An 18084-nucleotide genomic window follows, 5' to 3' on the forward strand; every position below is an offset into this window, starting at 1 on the left:
ATGGTTCAACGCACGCTCATCGTGATGGTCAAGGAACCGCGGCCAGGTCGGGTGAAGACCCGCTTGGGCCGGGACATTGGCATGACGGCGGCGGCCTGGTGGTTTCGGCATCAAACGCGGCAATTGTTGCGGCATCTGGCGGATCCGCGTTGGCAGATCGTGCTGGCGGTTGCCCCCGACCGCGAAGTAACGCAAAGCCGGATCTGGCCCGCACAGCTGGCGCGGTGGCCACAGGGGCGCGGTGATCTGGGCGCGCGCATGGCGCGGATGCTGGGGCAGGTGCCACGGGGCCCCGCCTGTCTGATCGGCGGGGATATTCCAGGCATACGTCGGCATCACATCGCCCAGGCCTTTGCCGCGCTGGGCGGGCATGACGCGGTCTTTGGCCCGGCCCCGGATGGGGGGTATTGGCTTATCGGCCTGAAACACCCGCGCCGCCAACCCACCGGGTTCTTTCAAGGCGTCCGCTGGTCAACCCAACACGCCCTGGCAGACAGCCGCGCCACGCTTCCGGGGCACCGGATTGCTGAGGTCGCTTGCCTGCGCGATGTGGATACGGTGCACGATTTGCCCATGACGCGCCCCGGGTCGCGTGATACCCCGCAGGTATGAGCAAAATCCCCGCCAAGGCCGAGATTCTTGAATGGATCGAACAGAACCCAACCCTGACGGCCAAGCGCGACATCGCCAAGGCCTTTGGGATCAAAGGTGCCGCGCGCATTGATCTGAAACGCGTGTTAAAAGAGCTGGAGGCGGAAGGCCATCTGGAAAAGCGCAAGCGCAGCTATCAAGACCCCGACCGCCTGCCGCCGGTGTCTGTGTTGTTGGTAACCGGGCCGGACGCGCAGGGCGATCTGTTTGCCAAGCCGATGGAATGGCAGGGCGAAGGGGTTGAGCCACGTGTTCTGGTGATCCCCCGTGCCTCTGACCCGGCGCTGGGCGAAGGCGACCGCATCCTGGCCCGCCTGACCGCGGTGAAAGAGGATGATCACAACTACGAGGCGCGGCTTATACGCCGGATTGGGACGAACCCGAAAAAGGTGCTGGGCATCTTTCGCAAGCGCAGTGAAGGCGGGCGCATCCTGCCAATCGACAAAGGATCAGACAAGGAGTGGAGCGTCGCCGAAGACGCCGTCTTTGGGGCTAAGGACGGAGAGCTGGTGGAGGCAGAACAGGCCGGGCCAAAGGGCCGGATGGGCCTGCCCAAGGCGCGGATTGTGGAGCGGTTGGGCGATCCATCCGCGCCCAAAGCGGTGTCGCTGATCGCGATCCACCAACACGGTATCCCGGATGATTTCCCCGATGATGTGATTGTCGAGGCGGACGCCGCCAAACCGCTGGGCCTGTCGGGGCGTGAGGATCTGCGCGATCTGCCGTTGATCACCATCGACCCGTCTGATGCGCGCGATCATGACGATGCCTGCTATGCCCATGCGGACGACGATCCCAAGAACGCGGGCGGGCATGTTCTTTGGGTCGCGATTGCGGATGTGGCGGCCTATGTCACGCCGGGCTCAGCCCTGGACCGTGAGGCGCGCAAGCGGGGCAACTCCACCTATTTCCCTGATCGTGTGGTGCCGATGTTGCCGGACCGGCTGTCGGGCGATCTGTGTTCCCTGCACGAAGGCGTGCCGCGGGCCTGTCTGGCGGTGCGCATGGTGCTGGACGCCACAGGCAACAAAATCGCGCACAGCTTTCATCGCGGGCTAATGCGCTCGCCGGCGTCACTGCACTATGAAGAGGTACAGCAGGCCGTCGACGGTGCCCCAAACGACCGCTGTGGCCCCTTGTTAGAGCCTGTTTTAAAGCCGCTCTATGCCGCCTATGCGGCGCTGAAAAAAGCACGTGCTGCCCGGCAACCGCTGGATTTGGATCTGCCGGAACGGCGGGTGGAATTGACCGAGGACGGGACCGTCAAATCCATCAACTTCAAAGACCGGCTGGATGCGCACCGGCTGATCGAAGAGTTCATGGTGCTGGCCAATGTCGCCGCCGCAGAGACGCTTTTGTCCAAAAAGATCCCGCTGCTGTTCCGCATTCACGAAGAGCCGACACAAGAAAAGCTCGACAGCCTGCGCGAGACGGCGGAGGCCGCAGGCTTTACCCTGGCCAAGGGGCAGGTGTTGCAGACGGCACATCTGAACAAGCTGTTGAACGATGCCGCGGGCAGCGATGATGCAGAGCTGATCAACCTGTCCACGCTGCGCGCGATGACGCAGGCCTATTACGGGCCGCAGCACATCGGGCACTTTGGTCTGGCGCTGCAGTCTTATGCGCATTTCACCTCGCCCATCCGGCGCTATGCGGATCTGATCGTGCACCGCGCGCTGATTGCGGCGCATCAGTGGGGCAAAGACGGGCTGCAGCCAGAGGATTATGAGACGCTGGAGCAAACCGGCGCGCATATTTCAGACACTGAGCGCCGGTCCATGATGGCCGAACGGGATACGACGGACCGCTATCTGGCGTCGTATTTGTCCGAACGTGTGGGCAATGAGTTTGCGGGGCGCATCAGTGGTATCGCGCGCTTTGGTGTCTTTGTGAAACTGGATGAGACAGGCGCAGACGGCCTGCTGCCGATGCGGTCCTTGGGGCGCGAATATTTCCATTATGACGCGGAAAGCCAGACGCTGATGGGGTCGGATACGGGCATGTTGATCAGCCTCGGCCAGCGCGTTCTGGTGCGTTTGGCCGAAGCGGTGCCTGTCACCGGTGGCATCGCGCTGGAGCTGTTGGAGCTTGAGGACCAGAAGGTGCTGCAAGGCGGGCGTTCGCCCGCAGGGCGCAGCAACCCGCGCCGCAAATCGGCAAAGGCCAAGCGCAAGAAGGACAAGATCAAGCGCAAAGTCTCTCGGACGCGGCGCTAGCAGGCGCGTTCATCGCATCCTCTGCCCGGTCGATGTAACGGCATAGGATTTCATCCTCAGCAATCCGCATCTTGAGCAGGGTTTTGCCAGGTGTGGCCCGCATGGCCCCCAGCATGGCGGCCACAGAGGCGTCCGCAGCCGTAGGTCGGTCCGCAAACAGGAAAGGACCGTGCCACAGTCGGGTGCTGATGGCATGCAGATCAGGCTCTAACCGGGCCAATCGTTCTGTTGGCGAAAGCCGCCCCAGGCCTTGGGCGTGCATCCCTTTCAACACGGATTTGCGCATGGAAGCAGTGATCAGCTTGCGCAACGGGCGGGGGATCATATCGAAATATGTGTCTCTAACACGCGGCCAAATGGCCTCGTCTCCCCAACGGTCGAGGATGATGTGGAAATACATATGCTCTTCGGCCATGCGGATAAACGCGCGCGCGGTCGCCTTTTCCATGTCTGAAAGCCCTGGGTCAAAATCTGCCCCCTGCTGTTCCAGATAGGTGCGGATGTTGTCGCTGTCAGGGATCAGCTGATCCCCGGCCTTCAGGACAGGCAATTTCTGATGCGGCATCTTGCGGGGATCATCCAGGTCTTGGCGTTGCCACGGCAGGCCGGACATATTCAACAGCCAGATGGCCTTGACGCAAAAGGGGCTGGCGGCGGGCTGGCCAAAGATTTCTTTGTACGTGAGCAGGGTGATCATGGGTCTCTCCTGAGGTTGGGATTGCCCTTGGCCTAGCATCTTGTGCTGTCAGTTTTTGTCAGGATGGGTTAGGATCTGAGCATGACCCGAACCCACCGCCTGTTTCAGATGATGACTGCCCTGCGCCGTTTGCCTGCACCCGTGCGCGCGGTGCAATTGGCCGATGAAATGGGAACATCCTTGCGCACAGTCTACCGCGATATTGAGGCGCTGCGCGGCCTCGGCGCGGTGATCGATGGTGAGGCGGGGTTCGGCTATACCCTGATCGAAGACGCCGCTTTGCCCCCTTTGGGGTTTGAGGATGACGAGCTGGAAGCGCTTGTGCTGGGCCTGCGTGATGTGGCGGTGATTGGGGATCCGGCTCTGGCCAAGGCGGCGGAATCAGCGCTGGCCAAGCTGACCTCTCGTGTGCCACCCCGTCAGGCGCACCGGTTACAACATGCCGTGCTGGACGCCCGACGGTTCTTTCCTCCGACGCTTCCGCGCATTGACGTGGCCGATTTGCGCGCAGCCACCTGGGAGGAAGAAACCGTGCGCTTTGCCTATACAGACGGCAAAGGCGCTGCGTCAGAGCGGGAGGTGGATCCGCTTGGAATCATCTATATGCATGACACCAACATGCTGATGGCCTGGTGTCACCTGCGCGAAGATTTTCGGGTTTTTCGCTTGGACCGCATGGATGATCTGGCCCGCACCGGGCGCAGCTTCCGCCCGCGCCGGGTGCCGATGTTGCGTGACTATGTGGAACAGCTCAAGGCCGAAGCGCGGGTACGCGCCGAAGGGGGCCAAACCCAGAGTTGAGGGTTTTGACATCAAGCGTTCCGGGCTAGGCTGCTGGTGAGCAGTAACAATGACAGGAGGCTTTGATGCGTCCGATTGGTTTTTTAGGGGCTGTCGCGCTGAGTTTTGGGCTGGCCCCAATGGCTGAGGCCACTGGCCCTGACACGTCCCTGCGCCCCGCGGAGCGAACAGCGCAGGTGGTGCAGGTGGCCGCAACAACGCAAACGCAGTCACAGCAGGGCTTTCAATCTTGGGTCTCTGCCTTTCGCGCGCGGGCCTTGGCGGCGGGGATCACGGCGGCCACGTTTGACCGTGCGATGCGCGGGGCGCGCTATGATCCCAAGATCATCGAACGGGACCGCAATCAGGCCGAGTTCACCAAGACGATCTGGGATTACCTTGATACCGCAGTGTCCGATCTGCGGATCGAAAATGGGCGCAAGGCCTTGGCCAAATGGGACGGCGCGCTGACCCAGATTGAGGCGCGGTACGGCGTCGAAAAAGAGGTGATCACCGCCATTTGGGGGCTGGAAAGCGCTTATGGCACCTTTCGCGGTAGTGCACCGGTGATCAATGGCTTGGCCACGCTGGCCTATGATGCGCGGCGGGCGGCGTTCTTTGAAGGTGAGCTGATCCATGCGCTCAGGATCTTGGACAGCGGCGATACCACGCCAGCCCTAATGCAAGGCAGTTGGGCGGGTGCGATGGGGCACACCCAGTTTATGCCCTCATCGTTTCAACGTCATGCTGTCGATTTCGACGGAGATGGCCGGCGCAACATCTGGGAGGACGATCCGCGCGACGCGCTGGCCTCAACCGGGGCCTATCTGCAGCACTTTGGCTGGACCAAGGGGCGGCCTTGGGGTGTCGAGGTGCGTTTGCCTGACGGGTTTGATTTTACTTTAGCCGACCGCGAAAAGCTGAAACGGGCAAGTGATTGGGCCGCCATCGGGATCACGCCGGTGACAGGGCGTTTTGACGATGCATATGGTCTGGCCTCCATCCTGCTGCCGGGCGGGGCTGAGGGGGCGGCTTTCATGATCTTTTCCAACTTTGCGGTGCTTGAGAAATACAACACCGCAGACGCCTACGTCATCGGTGTGGGCCACCTGTCGGACCGGATCAGCGGCAGCGGGCCAATTGCGCATGGATGGCCGCGACGGTTGCGCGCCCTGAGCAAGGATGAGCGTACGGAGCTGCAAGAACGCCTGACAGCGGCAGGGTTTGATACGGTCAAGATCGACGCCAAGATGGGACCACTGACCATCAATGCAGTGCGCCGATTTCAGCTGTCGCAAGGGGTAAAACCAGATGGCTACCCCTCGCTTGCTGTGCTGGAACGGCTCAGGGCGCTATGACGCGGCCTTGAGCATGTCCTTTTCCTTAAGCTCTTTATAGGTCGCGTCGAGGGCTGTTTTGGCCCGCGCGGTAAAGATCTCAATCTCTTCTGGTGTTATGATCAGCGGGGGAGAGATGACCATACGGTCGCCCACGTGGCGCATCACCAGATTGTTGGCAAAGCAATGTTCGCGGCACATGATGCCCACGGTGCCTTTTTCGCTGGCGAACTTAGCACGGCTTTCCCGGTGCGGGGTCAACGGTAATGAACCCATCATCCCTGATTGGTTCATGCCGCCGACAAGCGGATGTTCGGACAGTTCCGCCAGCGCTTTGGACAGGGCGGGCATGCCCACCTCACGCACATGGGTGAGCAGATTTTCTTCTTTCATGATCCGCAGGTTTTCCATCGCAACCGCCGCACAGACCGGGTGGCCGGAATAGGTGTAGCCGTGGCTGAATTCACAAGCGTTGATGACCTTGGCCACCTTGTCAGACACGATGGAGCCCCCAATGGGCGCGTAGCCTGAGGAAAGCCCCTTGGCGATGGTCATGATGTCGGGCGTGATATCCAGCGTTTCGGAGCCAAACCAGTTGCCGGTCCGTCCAAAGCCGCAAATCACCTCGTCCGCGATTAGCAGGATGTCGTATTCTTTGCAGATGCGCTGGATCTCGGGCCAGTAGGTGCTGGGGGGCACAACCACGCCGCCCGCGCCCATCACAGGCTCACCAATAAAGGCGGCGACGTTTTCCGCCCCCAGTTCGTTGATCTTGTCTTCCAGCTCACGAGCGCGCAGAAGGCCGAATTCTTCGGGCGTGTGATCGCCGCCTTCGGCCCACCAATCCGGTTGGCCGATGTGGTGGATGCCGGGGATGGGCAGACCGCCCTGTTCATGGATATAGGTCATCCCCCCCAGTGAACCGGACCCCATGGAGGAGCCGTGATAGGCATTCTCACGGCTGATGACATGGGATTTCTGCGGCTGGCCCAACTCAGCCCAATAGGTGCGGACCATGCGCAGGTTGGTGTCATTCGCCTCGGACCCTGACCCGGCAAAGAACACATGGTTCAAATCGCCCGGTGCCATTGCAGCCAGTTCAGCCGCCAGCGCGATGCCCGGCACATGGGTGGTTTGGAAAAACGTGTTATAATAGGGCAGCTCAGTCATTTGCCGCGCCGCGACCTGGCCCATTTCAGGGCGACCATAACCGATGTTCACACACCAAAGGCCGGCCATTGCATCCAGGATCTCATTGCCGTCACTGTCGGTCAAAAACACGCCTTTGGCGCGCGTGATGACGCGGGCACCTTTCTTCGCCAAATCATCCCCGGTGGTGAAGGGATGCATATGATGCGCAGCGTCCAGCGCTTGCAATTCAGCGGTGGGCAGGTGATTGGTGATAGAAGACATGGGCCAAACCTCTCTCTCGGCGGCGTTTGGGCCAGAATATGATCAAATTTTGCAGAGTCAATCGAATCGGTCTGCCGCCTGGTCTTCTTGCATGGCGGATCTGATCTGTAGGATGCCCTGGCTGACGTCCTCTTGCATCGCTGTCGCTGCGGCCTCAACATCCCGTGCGGCAAAGGCAGCAAGCAGGGCCTGGTGTTTGTCAGGTAAGTTGCTGGTGCCAAAGCGGCCACAGACCACGCGCAAGGACGGGCCGAACCGCAACCACAGCTGATCAACGGTCGTGGCCATAATCGGCGCTTCGGCGCGGGCATAAATGAAGGCATGGAACCGGTAGTTATGGGTCAGATAGCCGCCCACATCCCCCTGCTGAATGGCTTGATTGAGGTCGGCATCACATCGATGCAAATGCTCCAGATCATCGCTGTTCATCCGAAGGGTGGCGCGGCGTGTCAGCTCAGGTTCCAGTGATTTGCGCATGAAATCAAGGTTTTCTAACCCAACCTCTGTGAGCAAAGGCACCATAACGCGCCGGTTGCCCCGCAGTGTCAGTGCGCCTTCGGCCACCAGCCGCCGTAAGGCTTCGCGCACCGGGGTCATACCGACGCCCAGCGTTTGCGTCAGACCCTGTATCGTGACCGCCTGTCCGGGGGCGAGGTCTCCGAACAGCAACATACCGCGCAGCCGTTCATAGACCTGTTGATGCACGGGTATTTTGTCCGTGGCTTCACCGACAAAGGGACTGCTGGGGGTCAGAAGCGCTAAGCTCATAAAATGCTGCCTGTTTTTTCGCCGCGGGCCAGTGCTTGCACCGGTTCGCTCTGCGTGAAAGCATAAATCATCTTGCCGCATGAGGCAAAACTTGATCAAATTACAGGAATGCTGGGGCAAACCTGGCCACCTGAAGGGAGTACTATCATGACTATGCGCATTCTTAGCAGCGTTGCTGCTGCGGCCTTGCTGGCCGGTGCCGCCACCGCAGATGAGGTTCGGGTCTATAACTGGTCCGACTATATCGACGAAGGTCTGCTGGAGAAGTTCGAACAAGAAACCGGCATTGAGCTGATCTATGACGTCTTTGACAGCAACGAAGTGCTGGAAACCAAGCTGCTTGCCGGTGGCTCTGGCTATGACGTTGTTGTGCCTACCGGCACCTTCCTGAACCGTCAGATCGCAGCCGGTGCCTTCCAAAAGCTGGACAAGGCGCAGCTGTCTAACATGGAAAACATGTGGGACGTGATCGCCGCGCGGACAGACACCTATGACCCCGGCAATGAGTATTCCATCAACTACATGTGGGGCACCACCGGCCTGGGTGTGAACGTGGGCAAGGTCCAAGAGATCTTGGGCGCGGATGCTCCCATCGGCTCACTTGAGCTGATCTTTAACCCTGCGAATATGGAAAAACTGGCCGATTGCGGCGTGCATTTTCTGGACGCCCCCTCAGAGATGATCCCAGCCGCACTGACCTACGCAGGCCTGGAATCTGACGCCAAAGACAAAGACTCTTTGGCCAAGGCCGAAGAAGTGCTGATGGCCGTGCGCCCCCATGTGCAGAAATTCCACAGCTCTGAATACATCAATGCCCTGGCCAATGGGGACATCTGCGTGGCCTTCGGCTGGTCCGGCGACGTGCTGCAGGCGCGCGACCGCGCGGCAGAGGCCGACAATGGCGTTGATATCGCCTACACCGCCCCATCAGAGGGCGCGCTGATGTGGTTTGACCAAATGGCGGTTCCGGTGGATGCGCCCAACCCCGAAGCGGCGCATAAGTTCCTGAACTTCATCATGGATGCTCAGAACATGGCGGCAGCGTCAAACTACGTCTATTACGCCAATGGCAACCTGGCGAGCCAGGAGTTCCTGGAAGAAGACGTGATTGGTGACACCGCGATCTACCCTGACGCGGCCGCCCTTGAGAACCTCTATACGGTTACGCCCTGGGGCTCCAAAGATCAGCGGAACCTGACCCGCCTCTGGACCAAGATCAAGTCCGGGACCTAAGAGATCAAAGGGCGCGGCCAACACGGACCGCGCCCTTTTCCCTTCCACGCTATTGGGAGCTTTTCGTGAGCCAATCTGTCTTTGCCCCCTGGGATGACCCGGACGAAAAGCCCCTGATCCGGTTTCAGAACGTCACCAAACGGTTTGGCGAATTCACAGCCATTGACGATCTGACCCTCGATATCTTTGAAAAAGAATTCTTCGCGCTGCTGGGCCCTTCGGGCTGTGGCAAGACGACGATGATGCGCATGCTGGCGGGCTTTGAATCCGTCACTGAAGGGCGCATTGATCTGGCAGGCCAAGACATCGGCCCCGTCCCACCAAACGAACGGGCTGTGAACATGATGTTCCAGTCCTACGCGCTGTTCCCACATCTGTCGGTCTGGGAAAACATCGCCTTCGGCCTCAAACGCGACAAAAAGCCAAAGGCCGAAATTGACGCCCGCGTGGACGAGATGCTCAAGCTCACCCGGCTGGAAAAATTCGCCCGCCGGAAACCACATCAAATCTCGGGCGGTCAACGTCAGCGGGTGGCCCTGGCGCGGTCCCTGGCCAAGGCACCGAAACTGCTCTTGCTTGATGAGCCGCTGGGGGCCTTGGACAAGAAACTGCGCCAAGAGACGCAGTTTGAACTGATGGACATCCAGGAAAAAACCGGCACCACCTTTGTCATTGTCACCCACGACCAGGAAGAGGCGATGACCGTCGCCAGCCGCGTCGCCGTCATGGATGAGGGGCGCATCATGCAGGTGGCCACACCCGCCAATATCTACGAATACCCAAATTCGGTCTATGTGGCCGACTTTATTGGGGATGTGAACATCATCAGCGGCCAGGCCAGCCCCGCGGGCCAAGACAACTATGATCTGACCTGGGCCGAGGGCCAGATTACGATCACCGCCGCTTCGGAAAAAACCTTTAGCCAAGGCCAAGAGGCCCATCTGGCCATCCGCCCCGAAAAAATCCGCATTTCAACCGAAAAACCTGAGGATGCGACAAACGCCATCGCGGGCAAAGTGCTCGATATTGCCTATCTTGGCAATCTTTCGACCTACCATGTGGAGCTGCCCGGCGGTCAGGTCATCAAAGCCCAAACCGCCAACACCCGCCGCATCGCCCGGCGTGACATCACCTGGGAAGACCCGGTGTGGATCTCATGGAGCGCCACAGCAGGCGTGATGCTAGAGCAATGAGCGGGCCTGCGTCCTTCATCTTTCCACTACACCTCCGGGGAGCGCGAGGGGCTGGCCCCTCGCACATCTGTCACCCTGAAACGAGGGCCGCATAAATGCGCCGCGCCGCTCTCATCGCTGTGCCCTACATTTGGCTGTTGGTCCTCTTCCTGGCCCCTTTCCTGATCGTTCTAAAGATCTCTCTGTCAGACACGGCCTTGGCGATCCCGCCCTACACGCCGACGATGAAAGACGGCATCGCCGCGCTGATTGCTGAGTTGGATTTTGAAAACTTCGTCTGGCTCACGGAAGATGACCTTTATTGGAAAGCCTACCTCAGCTCCCTGCGGATTGCGCTGCTGTCCACCGCGCTCACGCTGCTGGTGGGATACCCCATCGCCTACGGCATGGCCAAAGCGCCCGAGGAATGGCGGGCCACGCTGATGATGCTGATCATCCTGCCGTTTTGGACGTCTTTTCTGATCCGGGTTTATTCCTGGATGGGAATCCTCAGCAACGAAGGGCTGCTCAATCAGTTCCTGGCGTGGATCGGGCTTATCAATGAACCTTTGACGATCCTGAACACCAACATCGCTGTCTATATCGGCATCGTTTATACCTACCTGCCGTTCATGATCTTGCCGATCTATGCCGCGCTGGACAGGCTCGATGCCTCATTGATTGAGGCAGCAGAGGATCTGGGATGCTCCAAGGCGCAGGCGTTCTGGCTGGTGACAATCCCGCTGTCCAAAAACGGGATCATCGCGGGCTCTTTTCTGGTCTTCATCCCCGCCTTGGGTGAATTCGTGATCCCATCGCTTTTGGGCGGTTCTGGCACGCTGATGATTGGCAAGGTGCTTTGGGAAGAGTTCTTTAACAACCGCGACTGGCCCGTGGCCTCCGCCGTGGCGGTGATCTTGCTGTTGATCCTTGTGATCCCCATCGTCCTCTTCCAGCGCAATCAGCAAAAACAGCAGGAGGCGGAGCAATGAGGCGGATGAGCTGGTTCAACGTCACCTCGCTCACGCTGGGGTTTGCCTTTCTTTACCTGCCGATGATCGTGCTGATCATCTACAGCTTTAACGCCTCCAAACTGGTGACTGTCTGGGCGGGGTTTTCGACCAAATGGTACGGTGAGCTTTTCCAGAACGAAGCCTTTCTGGATGCCGCCTGGGTCACGCTCAAAGTGGCGGTGGTGTCGTCCACCTTTGCCACGGTGCTGGGCACCATGGCCGCTTATGTGCTGGTGCGGGGCGGGCGGTTCATGGGGCGGACGCTGTTTTCCGGGATGATCTATGCGCCGCTTGTGATGCCAGAGGTGATCACGGGCCTGTCGCTTTTGCTGCTCTTCATCGGGATTGGGCTGGACCGTGGCGTGCTGACCATCGTGCTGGCGCACACAACGTTTTCGATGTGCTATGTGTCTGTTGTGGTCTCTTCGCGGCTTGTGTCCTTTGACCGGTCGCTTGAGGAAGCCGCACTTGACCTGGGTGCCACGCCTTGGGAATCCTTCCGGCTGGTGACCCTGCCGATCATTGCGCCTGCCGTGATTTCAGGCTGGCTTTTGGCCTTCACGCTCAGCCTTGATGATCTGGTCATCGCCTCGTTCACAGCCGGACCCTCCGCCACGACATTGCCGATCAAGATCTTCTCTGCCGTGCGACTGGGCGTGTCGCCCGAGATCAACGCCCTTTCGACCATCATGATCCTCATTGTGACCGTCGGTGTGATCACCGCATCTCTGATCAGCAAACAGAATGCAGTGCGTGCGCAGCGGGATGCGCGAGCGGCGGAACGCCCGGTCTGATGCGGCGCATCTTTGGCGATTATGCCTATTCAAATGCACCCCGTGCAGGGTGCTGGTGGCCCCAGACCTGCGCGGCTGAGACCCGCACCATTTTAACCGGAGCCAAATCCGTTGACGTGGCAATTGTTGGGGCCGGTTTCACGGGCCTGTCTGCCGCGCTGCATCTGGCAGAGCAGGGTGTTTCTGTCTGTGTTCTGGATGCCCAAGAGGTTGGCTGGGGCGCTTCTGGCCGCAATGGTGGGTTTTGCTGTTTGGGGGCGGGCTGCTGGCGGACCGCCAGCTTGACCAACGTTTTGGCAGACAAGGGCGTCTGGATTGGCGCCGCGCAGAGCTGGATGCGATTGCGCTGGTGGACCAGCTGATCAAACGTTTTTCCCTCCAGGTTGACCGCCATTCGCACGGCGAAACCCAACTGGCGCACCGGGCAAGCGATTTTGAGGCGATGAAGCAAGAGGTGGCGCAGTATGCCGAAAGCTATGGTCTGCCCCCCCAACTGACAGAGGCCAAGGATTTGGCAGATCAGGGCATGAATGCAGGTTTTTCGGGGGCCATCACCATCCCGGCAGGCTTTGCCCTGAACCCGCTCAAATATGTCACCGGCCTTGCCCGCGCGGCAGAGACCGCAGGCGCGACCATCCACCACCATTCGCCCGTCACCATAATCGAACGTAGCGGTGCCGCCCATACGGTTCACACCCCATCGGGGCGTGTGGTGGCAGACAAGGTGGTCATTGCAACAAATGGCTATTCGTCTGAGGATCTGCCGCCCTGGCTGGCCAGTCGGTACATGCCCACGCAATCCAGCATCATCGTGACCCGACCACTCAGCCCACAGGAGTTGGAACAGCAAGGTTGGACCAGTCACCAGATGTCATATGACACCCGGCATCTGCTGCATTACCTTCGTCTGATGCCAGACAATCGGATGCTGTTCGGTGTCAGAGGGGGGCTGCGTGCTTCTGCCGGGGCGGAGCGGCAGGCCATCGCAAGGGCGCGCGCTGATTTTGACCGGATGTTTCCCGCCTGGAAAGATGTGGAGACGCCGCATGCCTGGTCCGGCATGGTGTGCATTGCCCGCAATCAGATGCCCTTTGTCGGTCCGGTGCCTGATGCGCCGGGGCTCTATGCCAGCCTTTGCTATCACGGAAATGGCGTGGCGATGGCCACCTATTGCGGTGCGGTGCTGGCCGATGTTGTGGCGGGGCGCGCACCACGGCTGACCTATCCTGATGCGATCAAACAGCCGCTGAAACGGTTCGAACTGGGCCGTTATCGGCGGGCCGTGATGCCCTTTGTCTATGCGGGGTTTGGGTTGAAGGACCGGTGAAGATCTAGGACAGCCCCTGGGCCGCCCGCAAACCTGTCACGTCAGTGGCGGAAATGGATGTCCCGCCTGGCAGGATCAGCAGCGTTTCATCCCCCTGGATGCGCGCCTCAGAAATACGGGCGTAGGTGGCGGCGGGTTCTGAGGCGATCACCTCTCCGTTGGCACGGCTGATCACTTCAAACTGGTAGGTGCCGGATGGAAAAGGCGTGCCGTCGCTGCGCACGCCGGCCCAAAGCACAGGTTCATTTGATTTGGGCAGGGCGAGCTGTTGTACCTCCGTCCCGTTGCCGTCCCGAACGCTGAGGATGACCTCATCGGCTAGCGGCGCTGGTTTGGGCAGGATTTCAATTGGCAGGCCGTCAAACGCCGCAGGTGCGGTGCTTAGGGCATCCATGCCGACCCATCCAGCCAACTGGCTTAAGTTGCCCGCCCCCAGCTGTGCAGCGAGCGAGGTGAGCAAATCATTGGACAACACTTGCTGTTCAACCATCGAAAACTGCGCCAGCTGTGCGGCATATTCCGCGGAATCAATCGGCTCAAGCGGGTCTTGATACCGGGCCTGGGCGGTGAGCATTTTCAGGAAGGTTTCAAAATCTGACGAGATCACCGCAGAGCTTTGCGGTGCTTCTGCCGCTAGGGCTGCAGGTGGGGTTGCGGTTGGCAGGGTCGTTTCCATAGAAGGATCCTTTGCTAGAGGCGCAGGTCAACGCCACCGGCGGCAGCAGCGTCGAGGTTGATTTGGCCGATGACCTGTTGGGGCGCATCAGCGGTAAGGGTATCCATGTCGGAGGCCTGACCGCTGCCGTCCTGCGGATTATTGGCGTGTTCTGCTGAACCGCCGGCAAATGAGAAATCAACATCGCCGTATCCAAGCGCTGCAAACGCTGTTTCCAGTGCTGAGATGTGGCGGCGCAAGAGGTCCATCGTTTCAGGCCGTTCGACAAACACATGCACCAACAGCCCGGTTTCCTGTGCGGCCATGCCAAGCCGGACACGCCCCAGTTCCTCTGGGTTGAGCGTGATTTCAACCTGGCGTGCGGTTTGGCCTTTGAGCGCTTCGACCATCTGCATTGAAACCTGTTGAGCAATCTCAGCTCGCAGGGCGGGCGCGGATGTGCCGGGCGTTGCTGTTGTGGTGCCTTGCGCCTCAGCGCGCGGGGCAAGCACCAGCTCAGGTTCAGAGACTGTGGAGGCACTTTGCGGTTCTTTCGTTTGCAGCGCCGGGTTGGACATCAGGGGCGAGGCCAGTGGCGTCATAGGCCCTGCGGGGCCATTGTTGCTCTTTGGCGGAGCGGTTTGCGGCTCAGCCATGGGGGCAAGCACATCATAGCGTCCGCGCCGCTGTGGCGGAGGGGGCGGTGCTTGCGGCATGGCCTGAACTGGCAGGCTGGCAAGAACCTGCGGTGCGGGGGTTTCAGCGGTCTTGATCTGCGGTGGTGCCTCCGAAAGGGGGCGCGGTGATCGTTGTCTGAACGGGCAGGGATTGGCCAAGCGGCGCGGGTGGTGGCTGGGACGGTAGCGGTATCTGCCCCTGCTGCGGCAGCTGCGTTTGCCCACGGTCTGGATGGCCGGGTGCCAGGGGCGTGGGCTGATCCGATGCAAAGGGCGCTTGGGACCGCAGCTTTGTCCGTTGTTCAACGCCAGAGTTGTGTGGTTGGGTAGACGCGAGCGCCCCCTCTATGGGTGTCTGAATAGGCGTTGCCGGGCCCGTATCTGGCGCGGTTTGGGGTTGCGTTGGTACGCGAAGCGCAAGTTCTGCATAAGCCCGATCCATAGCCAGTTGAGACGTTGCGACTGGCGTTGCCCGACGATCACTGATCGGCACATCAGGCCCCGACGGGAGGGGCGCAGCGGACGGGGACGCGTGACGCACATCCTCAACACCCGGCGTGCGCGGGTCTGGAAGTGGCGACTTTGTATCTGGCCTTGAGAGTGTCGCGGCCGGAAGATCGGGTTCTGGCTCCGACGTCGTCAAAGATGGTTGCTCAGGCAGGTCAATCACGGGGTCATTGGGGGCGTCCGTTTCTGCCCCATCGGGGGCGTCAACCTGAGGCCCTTCTGGCAGCGCTTGCCGCAGCGCTGTGTCCGCTTTCGGGTCTGGAAGAGAGGCAAAGAGCGCGCCAAAGCCGCCTTCCAAAGGCAGCTCCCCTTCAACAATCGCTGCCGCATCATCTGTTTCGATCAAATCAGCCGCGCCGCGCAGTCCTTTGGCATCCAAAGGGGGCGGCGTGGCCGGGAGGGTATGGGGCAAGGGAAGCAGCACGCGCGGCCTTTCTTCAAAAATCTGGAATGTCCGCCGCTATGCCAGATCATCGTTACCCGTTGTTTACCCAAACCGGGGCATGGTTCGAAAAATACGCAGCAATTTAAGGACTGATCGTGGACACACCGCCCGTTGCGCACCCGTTGCAAACCCCCACTCCCCCTGCCGAAGCGCTACGCGCGGCGGCTGATGCGTTGGAGGCCAGCTTTCTTGCAGAGATGCTTAAGTCTGCCGGGTTCGGTCAGTCGCGGGGCGCCTTTGGCGGCGGGGCTGGGGAAGATCAGTTCGCATCGCTGTTGGTGAAGGAACACGCAACAGCCTTGGTGCGGGCAGGCGGGATTGGGTTAAGCGAGGCGATTTTTGACGCGTTAAAGGAGCGAGAAGATGCAGCACAACAAGATGACACATGATCCCATCACAGCCTTGGACGGAGTGCTTGAAGCAGAAAGGCAGGCGTTGTTGAGCGGCAAACTGGAGACGTTGCACATGCTGCTGGATGAAAAAGAAACGCTAGTGCGCGTGTTGAACGACACATCGCAAACAGATGCGCTAAGCTTGAAGGCGCTCAGCGGTAAGTTGCAGCGCAATCAGCAATTGCTTGATGGCGCGATGGAAGGCATCCGCGCTGTGACCGCGCGCCTAGCTCAGGTGCGGCAGGTCAAGGGCGGCTTTGAAACCTATGATGCCATGGGGCAGAAACGCAATGTGGCGCTGGGCGGCGCGGCCTCGGTTGAGCAGCGGATCTGATCCGGGCCTGCCACCGTTTGATTCAAAACCCAATGACTTGAAGTGCTCCCCTTTAGGCCCTGTTAACCCGTGACCGTCATCTGTGGCCCTGCATCCGAGGTCGGGTGGCGCAGCTGCAAATCCGCAGGTCTGCAAAGGTCAGAATGACAGGCCGTTTCGCCCCATGGGGTGGAACATCACGGACGCAAAGCGTCAAACGCTTAAAGGAAATGCTTCATGTCAAGTATCCTCACCAACAACGGTGCCATGGTGGCGCTGCAAACTCTCAAATCTGTCAGCTCAAATCTGTCAACGACGCAAAGCGAAATCGGTACGGGCAAAAAGGTTGGCTCTGCTAAGGATAACGCCACGGTCTGGATCACCTTGGCGTTGGAGCTATAGGCCCGATGGGTCTGGATCATGGCGGTCAGCTCACCCGCCACATCCGTGTTGGATTCCTCCAGCGCGAAAGACAGAACATCACCGGTCGGGCCATCGCTGGCGTCCCACAAAAAGAATGAACCGCTTTCCACTGAGGGCTGATAGGTCTGTTGATCCAGCGCGACCATGCCATTGGGGTTTGGCAAATCCACAAGCGGCACCTGATAGATCACCCGCGTGATCCCGGTGTCAAAATAGGCATAGACATAGCCGTTGGCGTCCACCTCAACGCTGGTCATATTCCCCACTGGTGAGCCGTCTTTGGAGATGGAGATCGGGGCAAAGTTGTCGGACAGCTGCGTGATGCCATCGCTTTCGCCAACCCTGCCAATGTCAATCTCAATCGGGCCGCCTGCCACATTCACAATCACGGTGCCTGCCGTCCCGTCATAGGCACTGCCGGCAGTCCCGGTGGGCGTGACCGATGCCAATGTCCCGCCAGAGGTTCGGTCATCCGCAAAGGTCATCGTGTATTCCCCGATGATCGCCGTCGGATCGACAGAATCGCGCATCGTCATGGTCCAGGTGTTGGATGATCCTGTGGCAGGGACCGTTGGAGAAAAGGTAATGTTGATGTTCTGAGAGGTGCCGAGGTTGTCGTAATACTCAACCGAAAGCTCAGAGATTTCGCCTGTTGATGTGGCCTCAGTCTCCGTTGCGGGCAGGTTAACGCCCAGGGTCATCCGCGTTGTCGGCTCGCCGGAGAATTGGTTCACATTGATCTGCACGGGCTCCAACCCGTCTGCGGTATCACGTGGAAAGCTGGGGATGGAGCCATCAGGCAGAGCCGGCCAGCCCAGCAGGACAAGACCGGAGTTAGAGCGCAAGAACCCTTCGGAATCGGTGCGGAACGATCCGGTTGTGGTCAAGAACATGCTGGTATCGCCATTGGCCACTTCAACCTCTGTCGCCCGCGCCACCGGCAGAAACCCACGCCCGCGCACCGCAAGATCCGTGGCGTTGTTGGTGGACACCAGCGACCCACGTTGATCAATCAACCGCTCCGTGACCGCACGCACCCCGCCCGCGGAATATGTCCCCCCGCGTGACGCGATGACGATGGAATGAAAATCCGTTTCAACCCGTTTGTAGCCATATGTCGATGAATTTGAGATGTTGTCGGAAATTGCTGCCAACCGTGTAGCGTTTGATTGCAGCCCCGACACACCTGCATTCAGCGAAGAAGAAATTGTCATGCCTCAGCATCCCCTTTGATGGTCCAGTCACCTGAGGCTGTGACATAGCCAGTCGCC

General features: G+C 59.8%; 19 protein-coding genes. 12 read left to right on the plus strand and 7 right to left on the minus strand.

Annotation, left to right across the window (positions count from 1 at the left end; genetic code table 11):
* Both ACZ1HM_RS01915 and rnr read left to right on the plus strand, forming a co-directional pair.
* A complete protein-coding gene (locus tag ACZ1HM_RS01915) occupies positions 1 to 612 on the plus strand; it encodes a TIGR04282 family arsenosugar biosynthesis glycosyltransferase (protein ID WP_472744544.1) in 612 nt (203 codons plus the stop codon).
* Entirely contained in the window at positions 609 to 2867 is a 2259-nt protein-coding gene (rnr, locus tag ACZ1HM_RS01920) for a ribonuclease R (RefSeq protein ID WP_472740950.1), read from the plus strand. The genes ACZ1HM_RS01915 and rnr overlap by 4 nt, the downstream gene beginning before the upstream one ends.
* Here rnr and ACZ1HM_RS01925 read toward each other — a convergent pair.
* Positions 2836 to 3564, minus strand: coding sequence for a glutathione S-transferase family protein (locus ACZ1HM_RS01925; protein ID WP_472740952.1), 729 nt, complete (start codon positions 3562 to 3564; stop codon positions 2836 to 2838). The two genes, rnr and ACZ1HM_RS01925, sit on opposite strands and share 32 nt — an antisense overlap.
* Before the next feature lie 81 nt (positions 3565 to 3645).
* Here ACZ1HM_RS01925 and ACZ1HM_RS01930 point away from each other — a divergent pair, with 81 nt between their 5' ends.
* Both ACZ1HM_RS01930 and ACZ1HM_RS01935 read left to right on the plus strand, forming a co-directional pair.
* Positions 3646 to 4365: a helix-turn-helix transcriptional regulator gene (locus ACZ1HM_RS01930; RefSeq protein WP_472740954.1), complete on the plus strand. Its 720-nt coding sequence runs from the start codon at positions 3646 to 3648 to the stop codon at positions 4363 to 4365.
* A 65-nt stretch (positions 4366 to 4430) separates the two neighbouring features.
* Positions 4431 to 5702: a lytic murein transglycosylase gene (locus tag ACZ1HM_RS01935; RefSeq protein WP_472740955.1), complete on the plus strand. Its 1272-nt coding sequence runs from the start codon at positions 4431 to 4433 to the stop codon at positions 5700 to 5702.
* Here the strand turns inward: ACZ1HM_RS01935 and ACZ1HM_RS01940 are convergent.
* Together ACZ1HM_RS01940 and ACZ1HM_RS01945 are read right to left on the minus strand one after the other, a co-directional pair.
* Entirely contained in the window at positions 5697 to 7094 is a 1398-nt protein-coding gene (locus ACZ1HM_RS01940; RefSeq protein ID WP_472740956.1) for an aspartate aminotransferase family protein, read from the minus strand. The two genes, ACZ1HM_RS01935 and ACZ1HM_RS01940, sit on opposite strands and share 6 nt — an antisense overlap.
* Positions 7095 to 7151: 57 nt before the next feature.
* Entirely contained in the window at positions 7152 to 7862 is a 711-nt protein-coding gene (locus ACZ1HM_RS01945; RefSeq protein ID WP_472740957.1) for a GntR family transcriptional regulator, read from the minus strand.
* Positions 7863 to 8009: 147 nt separating this feature from the next.
* Between ACZ1HM_RS01945 and ACZ1HM_RS01950 the strand changes: the two genes are divergently transcribed.
* From ACZ1HM_RS01950 to ACZ1HM_RS01975, 6 genes are all read left to right on the plus strand, one after another.
* Positions 8010 to 9095: a polyamine ABC transporter substrate-binding protein gene (locus tag ACZ1HM_RS01950; RefSeq protein ID WP_472740958.1), complete on the plus strand. Its 1086-nt coding sequence runs from the start codon at positions 8010 to 8012 to the stop codon at positions 9093 to 9095.
* Between the two features lie 65 nt (positions 9096 to 9160).
* A complete protein-coding gene (locus ACZ1HM_RS01955; protein WP_472740959.1) occupies positions 9161 to 10288 on the plus strand; it encodes an ABC transporter ATP-binding protein in 1128 nt (375 codons plus the stop codon).
* A gap of 95 nt (positions 10289 to 10383) precedes the next feature.
* On the plus strand, positions 10384 to 11259 hold the full coding sequence (locus ACZ1HM_RS01960; RefSeq protein WP_472740960.1) for an ABC transporter permease subunit: 876 nt from the start codon (positions 10384 to 10386) through the stop codon (positions 11257 to 11259).
* A complete protein-coding gene (locus ACZ1HM_RS01965; protein WP_472740961.1) occupies positions 11256 to 12074 on the plus strand; it encodes an ABC transporter permease in 819 nt (272 codons plus the stop codon). Before ACZ1HM_RS01960 ends, ACZ1HM_RS01965 begins: the two co-directional genes overlap by 4 nt.
* Positions 12074 to 12436 (plus strand): NAD(P)/FAD-dependent oxidoreductase, encoded by a 363-nt coding sequence (locus ACZ1HM_RS01970; protein ID WP_472740962.1) that lies wholly within the window; start codon positions 12074 to 12076, stop codon positions 12434 to 12436. Before ACZ1HM_RS01965 ends, ACZ1HM_RS01970 begins: the two co-directional genes overlap by 1 nt.
* Positions 12424 to 13401 carry an NAD(P)/FAD-dependent oxidoreductase gene (locus ACZ1HM_RS01975; protein WP_472740963.1) on the plus strand — a complete coding sequence of 326 codons (978 nt, stop codon included), beginning with the start codon at positions 12424 to 12426 and terminating at the stop codon, positions 13399 to 13401. Before ACZ1HM_RS01970 ends, ACZ1HM_RS01975 begins: the two co-directional genes overlap by 13 nt.
* A 4-nt stretch (positions 13402 to 13405) precedes the next feature.
* Here the strand turns inward: ACZ1HM_RS01975 and ACZ1HM_RS01980 are convergent, their stop codons facing one another.
* The 3 genes from ACZ1HM_RS01980 to ACZ1HM_RS01990 form a co-directional block, all read right to left on the minus strand.
* The gene (locus ACZ1HM_RS01980; RefSeq protein ID WP_472740964.1) at positions 13406 to 14077 is read right to left on the minus strand and encodes a flagellar hook capping FlgD N-terminal domain-containing protein; all 672 of its coding nucleotides are present in this window, start codon (positions 14075 to 14077) and stop codon (positions 13406 to 13408) included.
* Positions 14078 to 14091: 14 nt separating this feature from the next.
* Positions 14092 to 14712 (minus strand): flagellar hook-length control protein FliK, encoded by a 621-nt coding sequence (locus tag ACZ1HM_RS01985; RefSeq protein WP_472740965.1) that lies wholly within the window; start codon positions 14710 to 14712, stop codon positions 14092 to 14094.
* A 103-nt stretch (positions 14713 to 14815) separates the two neighbouring features.
* Positions 14816 to 15664, minus strand: a complete 849-nt coding sequence (locus tag ACZ1HM_RS01990; RefSeq protein ID WP_472740966.1) for a hypothetical protein — start codon at positions 15662 to 15664, stop codon at positions 14816 to 14818.
* Between the two features lie 116 nt (positions 15665 to 15780).
* On the opposite strand from ACZ1HM_RS01990, the gene ACZ1HM_RS01995 reads away from it, so the two are divergent.
* Both ACZ1HM_RS01995 and ACZ1HM_RS02000 read left to right on the plus strand, forming a co-directional pair.
* On the plus strand, positions 15781 to 16074 hold the full coding sequence (locus ACZ1HM_RS01995; protein WP_472740967.1) for a rod-binding protein: 294 nt from the start codon (positions 15781 to 15783) through the stop codon (positions 16072 to 16074).
* Positions 16049 to 16411 (plus strand): flagellar biosynthesis protein FlgN, encoded by a 363-nt coding sequence (locus ACZ1HM_RS02000; protein ID WP_472740968.1) that lies wholly within the window; start codon positions 16049 to 16051, stop codon positions 16409 to 16411. Before ACZ1HM_RS01995 ends, ACZ1HM_RS02000 begins: the two co-directional genes overlap by 26 nt.
* A gap of 200 nt (positions 16412 to 16611) precedes the next feature.
* On the opposite strand, the gene ACZ1HM_RS02005 is transcribed toward ACZ1HM_RS02000, so the two are convergent.
* Positions 16612 to 18027, minus strand: a complete 1416-nt coding sequence (locus ACZ1HM_RS02005; RefSeq protein ID WP_472740969.1) for a flagellar hook protein FlgE — start codon at positions 18025 to 18027, stop codon at positions 16612 to 16614.
* Between the last annotated feature and the right edge of the window lie 57 nt (positions 18028 to 18084).

It is taken from the genome of Sulfitobacter sp. GN1-4 (assembly GCF_055693825.1).

Excerpts from the sequence above, each read along its gene's own strand:
- ACZ1HM_RS01925 (WP_472740952.1), bottom strand. The coding sequence starts at position 3,564 with ATGATCACCCTGCTCACGTACAAAGAAATCTTTGGCCAGCCCGCCGCC.
- ACZ1HM_RS01935 (WP_472740955.1), top strand. The coding sequence starts at position 4,431 with ATGCGTCCGATTGGTTTTTTAGGGGCTGTCGCGCTGAGTTTTGGGCTG.
- ACZ1HM_RS02000 (WP_472740968.1), top strand. The coding sequence starts at position 16,049 with ATGCAGCACAACAAGATGACACATGATCCCATCACAGCCTTGGACGGA.
- ACZ1HM_RS01950 (WP_472740958.1), top strand. The coding sequence starts at position 8,010 with ATGACTATGCGCATTCTTAGCAGCGTTGCTGCTGCGGCCTTGCTGGCC.
- ACZ1HM_RS01930 (WP_472740954.1), top strand. The coding sequence starts at position 3,646 with ATGACCCGAACCCACCGCCTGTTTCAGATGATGACTGCCCTGCGCCGT.
- ACZ1HM_RS01970 (WP_472740962.1), top strand. The coding sequence starts at position 12,074 with ATGCGGCGCATCTTTGGCGATTATGCCTATTCAAATGCACCCCGTGCA.
- ACZ1HM_RS01980 (WP_472740964.1), bottom strand. The coding sequence starts at position 14,077 with ATGGAAACGACCCTGCCAACCGCAACCCCACCTGCAGCCCTAGCGGCA.
- ACZ1HM_RS01945 (WP_472740957.1), bottom strand. The coding sequence starts at position 7,862 with ATGAGCTTAGCGCTTCTGACCCCCAGCAGTCCCTTTGTCGGTGAAGCC.
- rnr (WP_472740950.1), top strand. The coding sequence starts at position 609 with ATGAGCAAAATCCCCGCCAAGGCCGAGATTCTTGAATGGATCGAACAG.
- ACZ1HM_RS01960 (WP_472740960.1), top strand. The coding sequence starts at position 10,384 with ATGCGCCGCGCCGCTCTCATCGCTGTGCCCTACATTTGGCTGTTGGTC.
- ACZ1HM_RS02005 (WP_472740969.1), bottom strand. The coding sequence starts at position 18,027 with ATGACAATTTCTTCTTCGCTGAATGCAGGTGTGTCGGGGCTGCAATCA.
- ACZ1HM_RS01915 (WP_472744544.1), top strand. The coding sequence starts at position 1 with ATGGTTCAACGCACGCTCATCGTGATGGTCAAGGAACCGCGGCCAGGT.
- ACZ1HM_RS01985 (WP_472740965.1), bottom strand. The coding sequence starts at position 14,712 with ATGGCTGAGCCGCAAACCGCTCCGCCAAAGAGCAACAATGGCCCCGCA.
- ACZ1HM_RS01940 (WP_472740956.1), bottom strand. The coding sequence starts at position 7,094 with ATGTCTTCTATCACCAATCACCTGCCCACCGCTGAATTGCAAGCGCTG.
- ACZ1HM_RS01965 (WP_472740961.1), top strand. The coding sequence starts at position 11,256 with ATGAGGCGGATGAGCTGGTTCAACGTCACCTCGCTCACGCTGGGGTTT.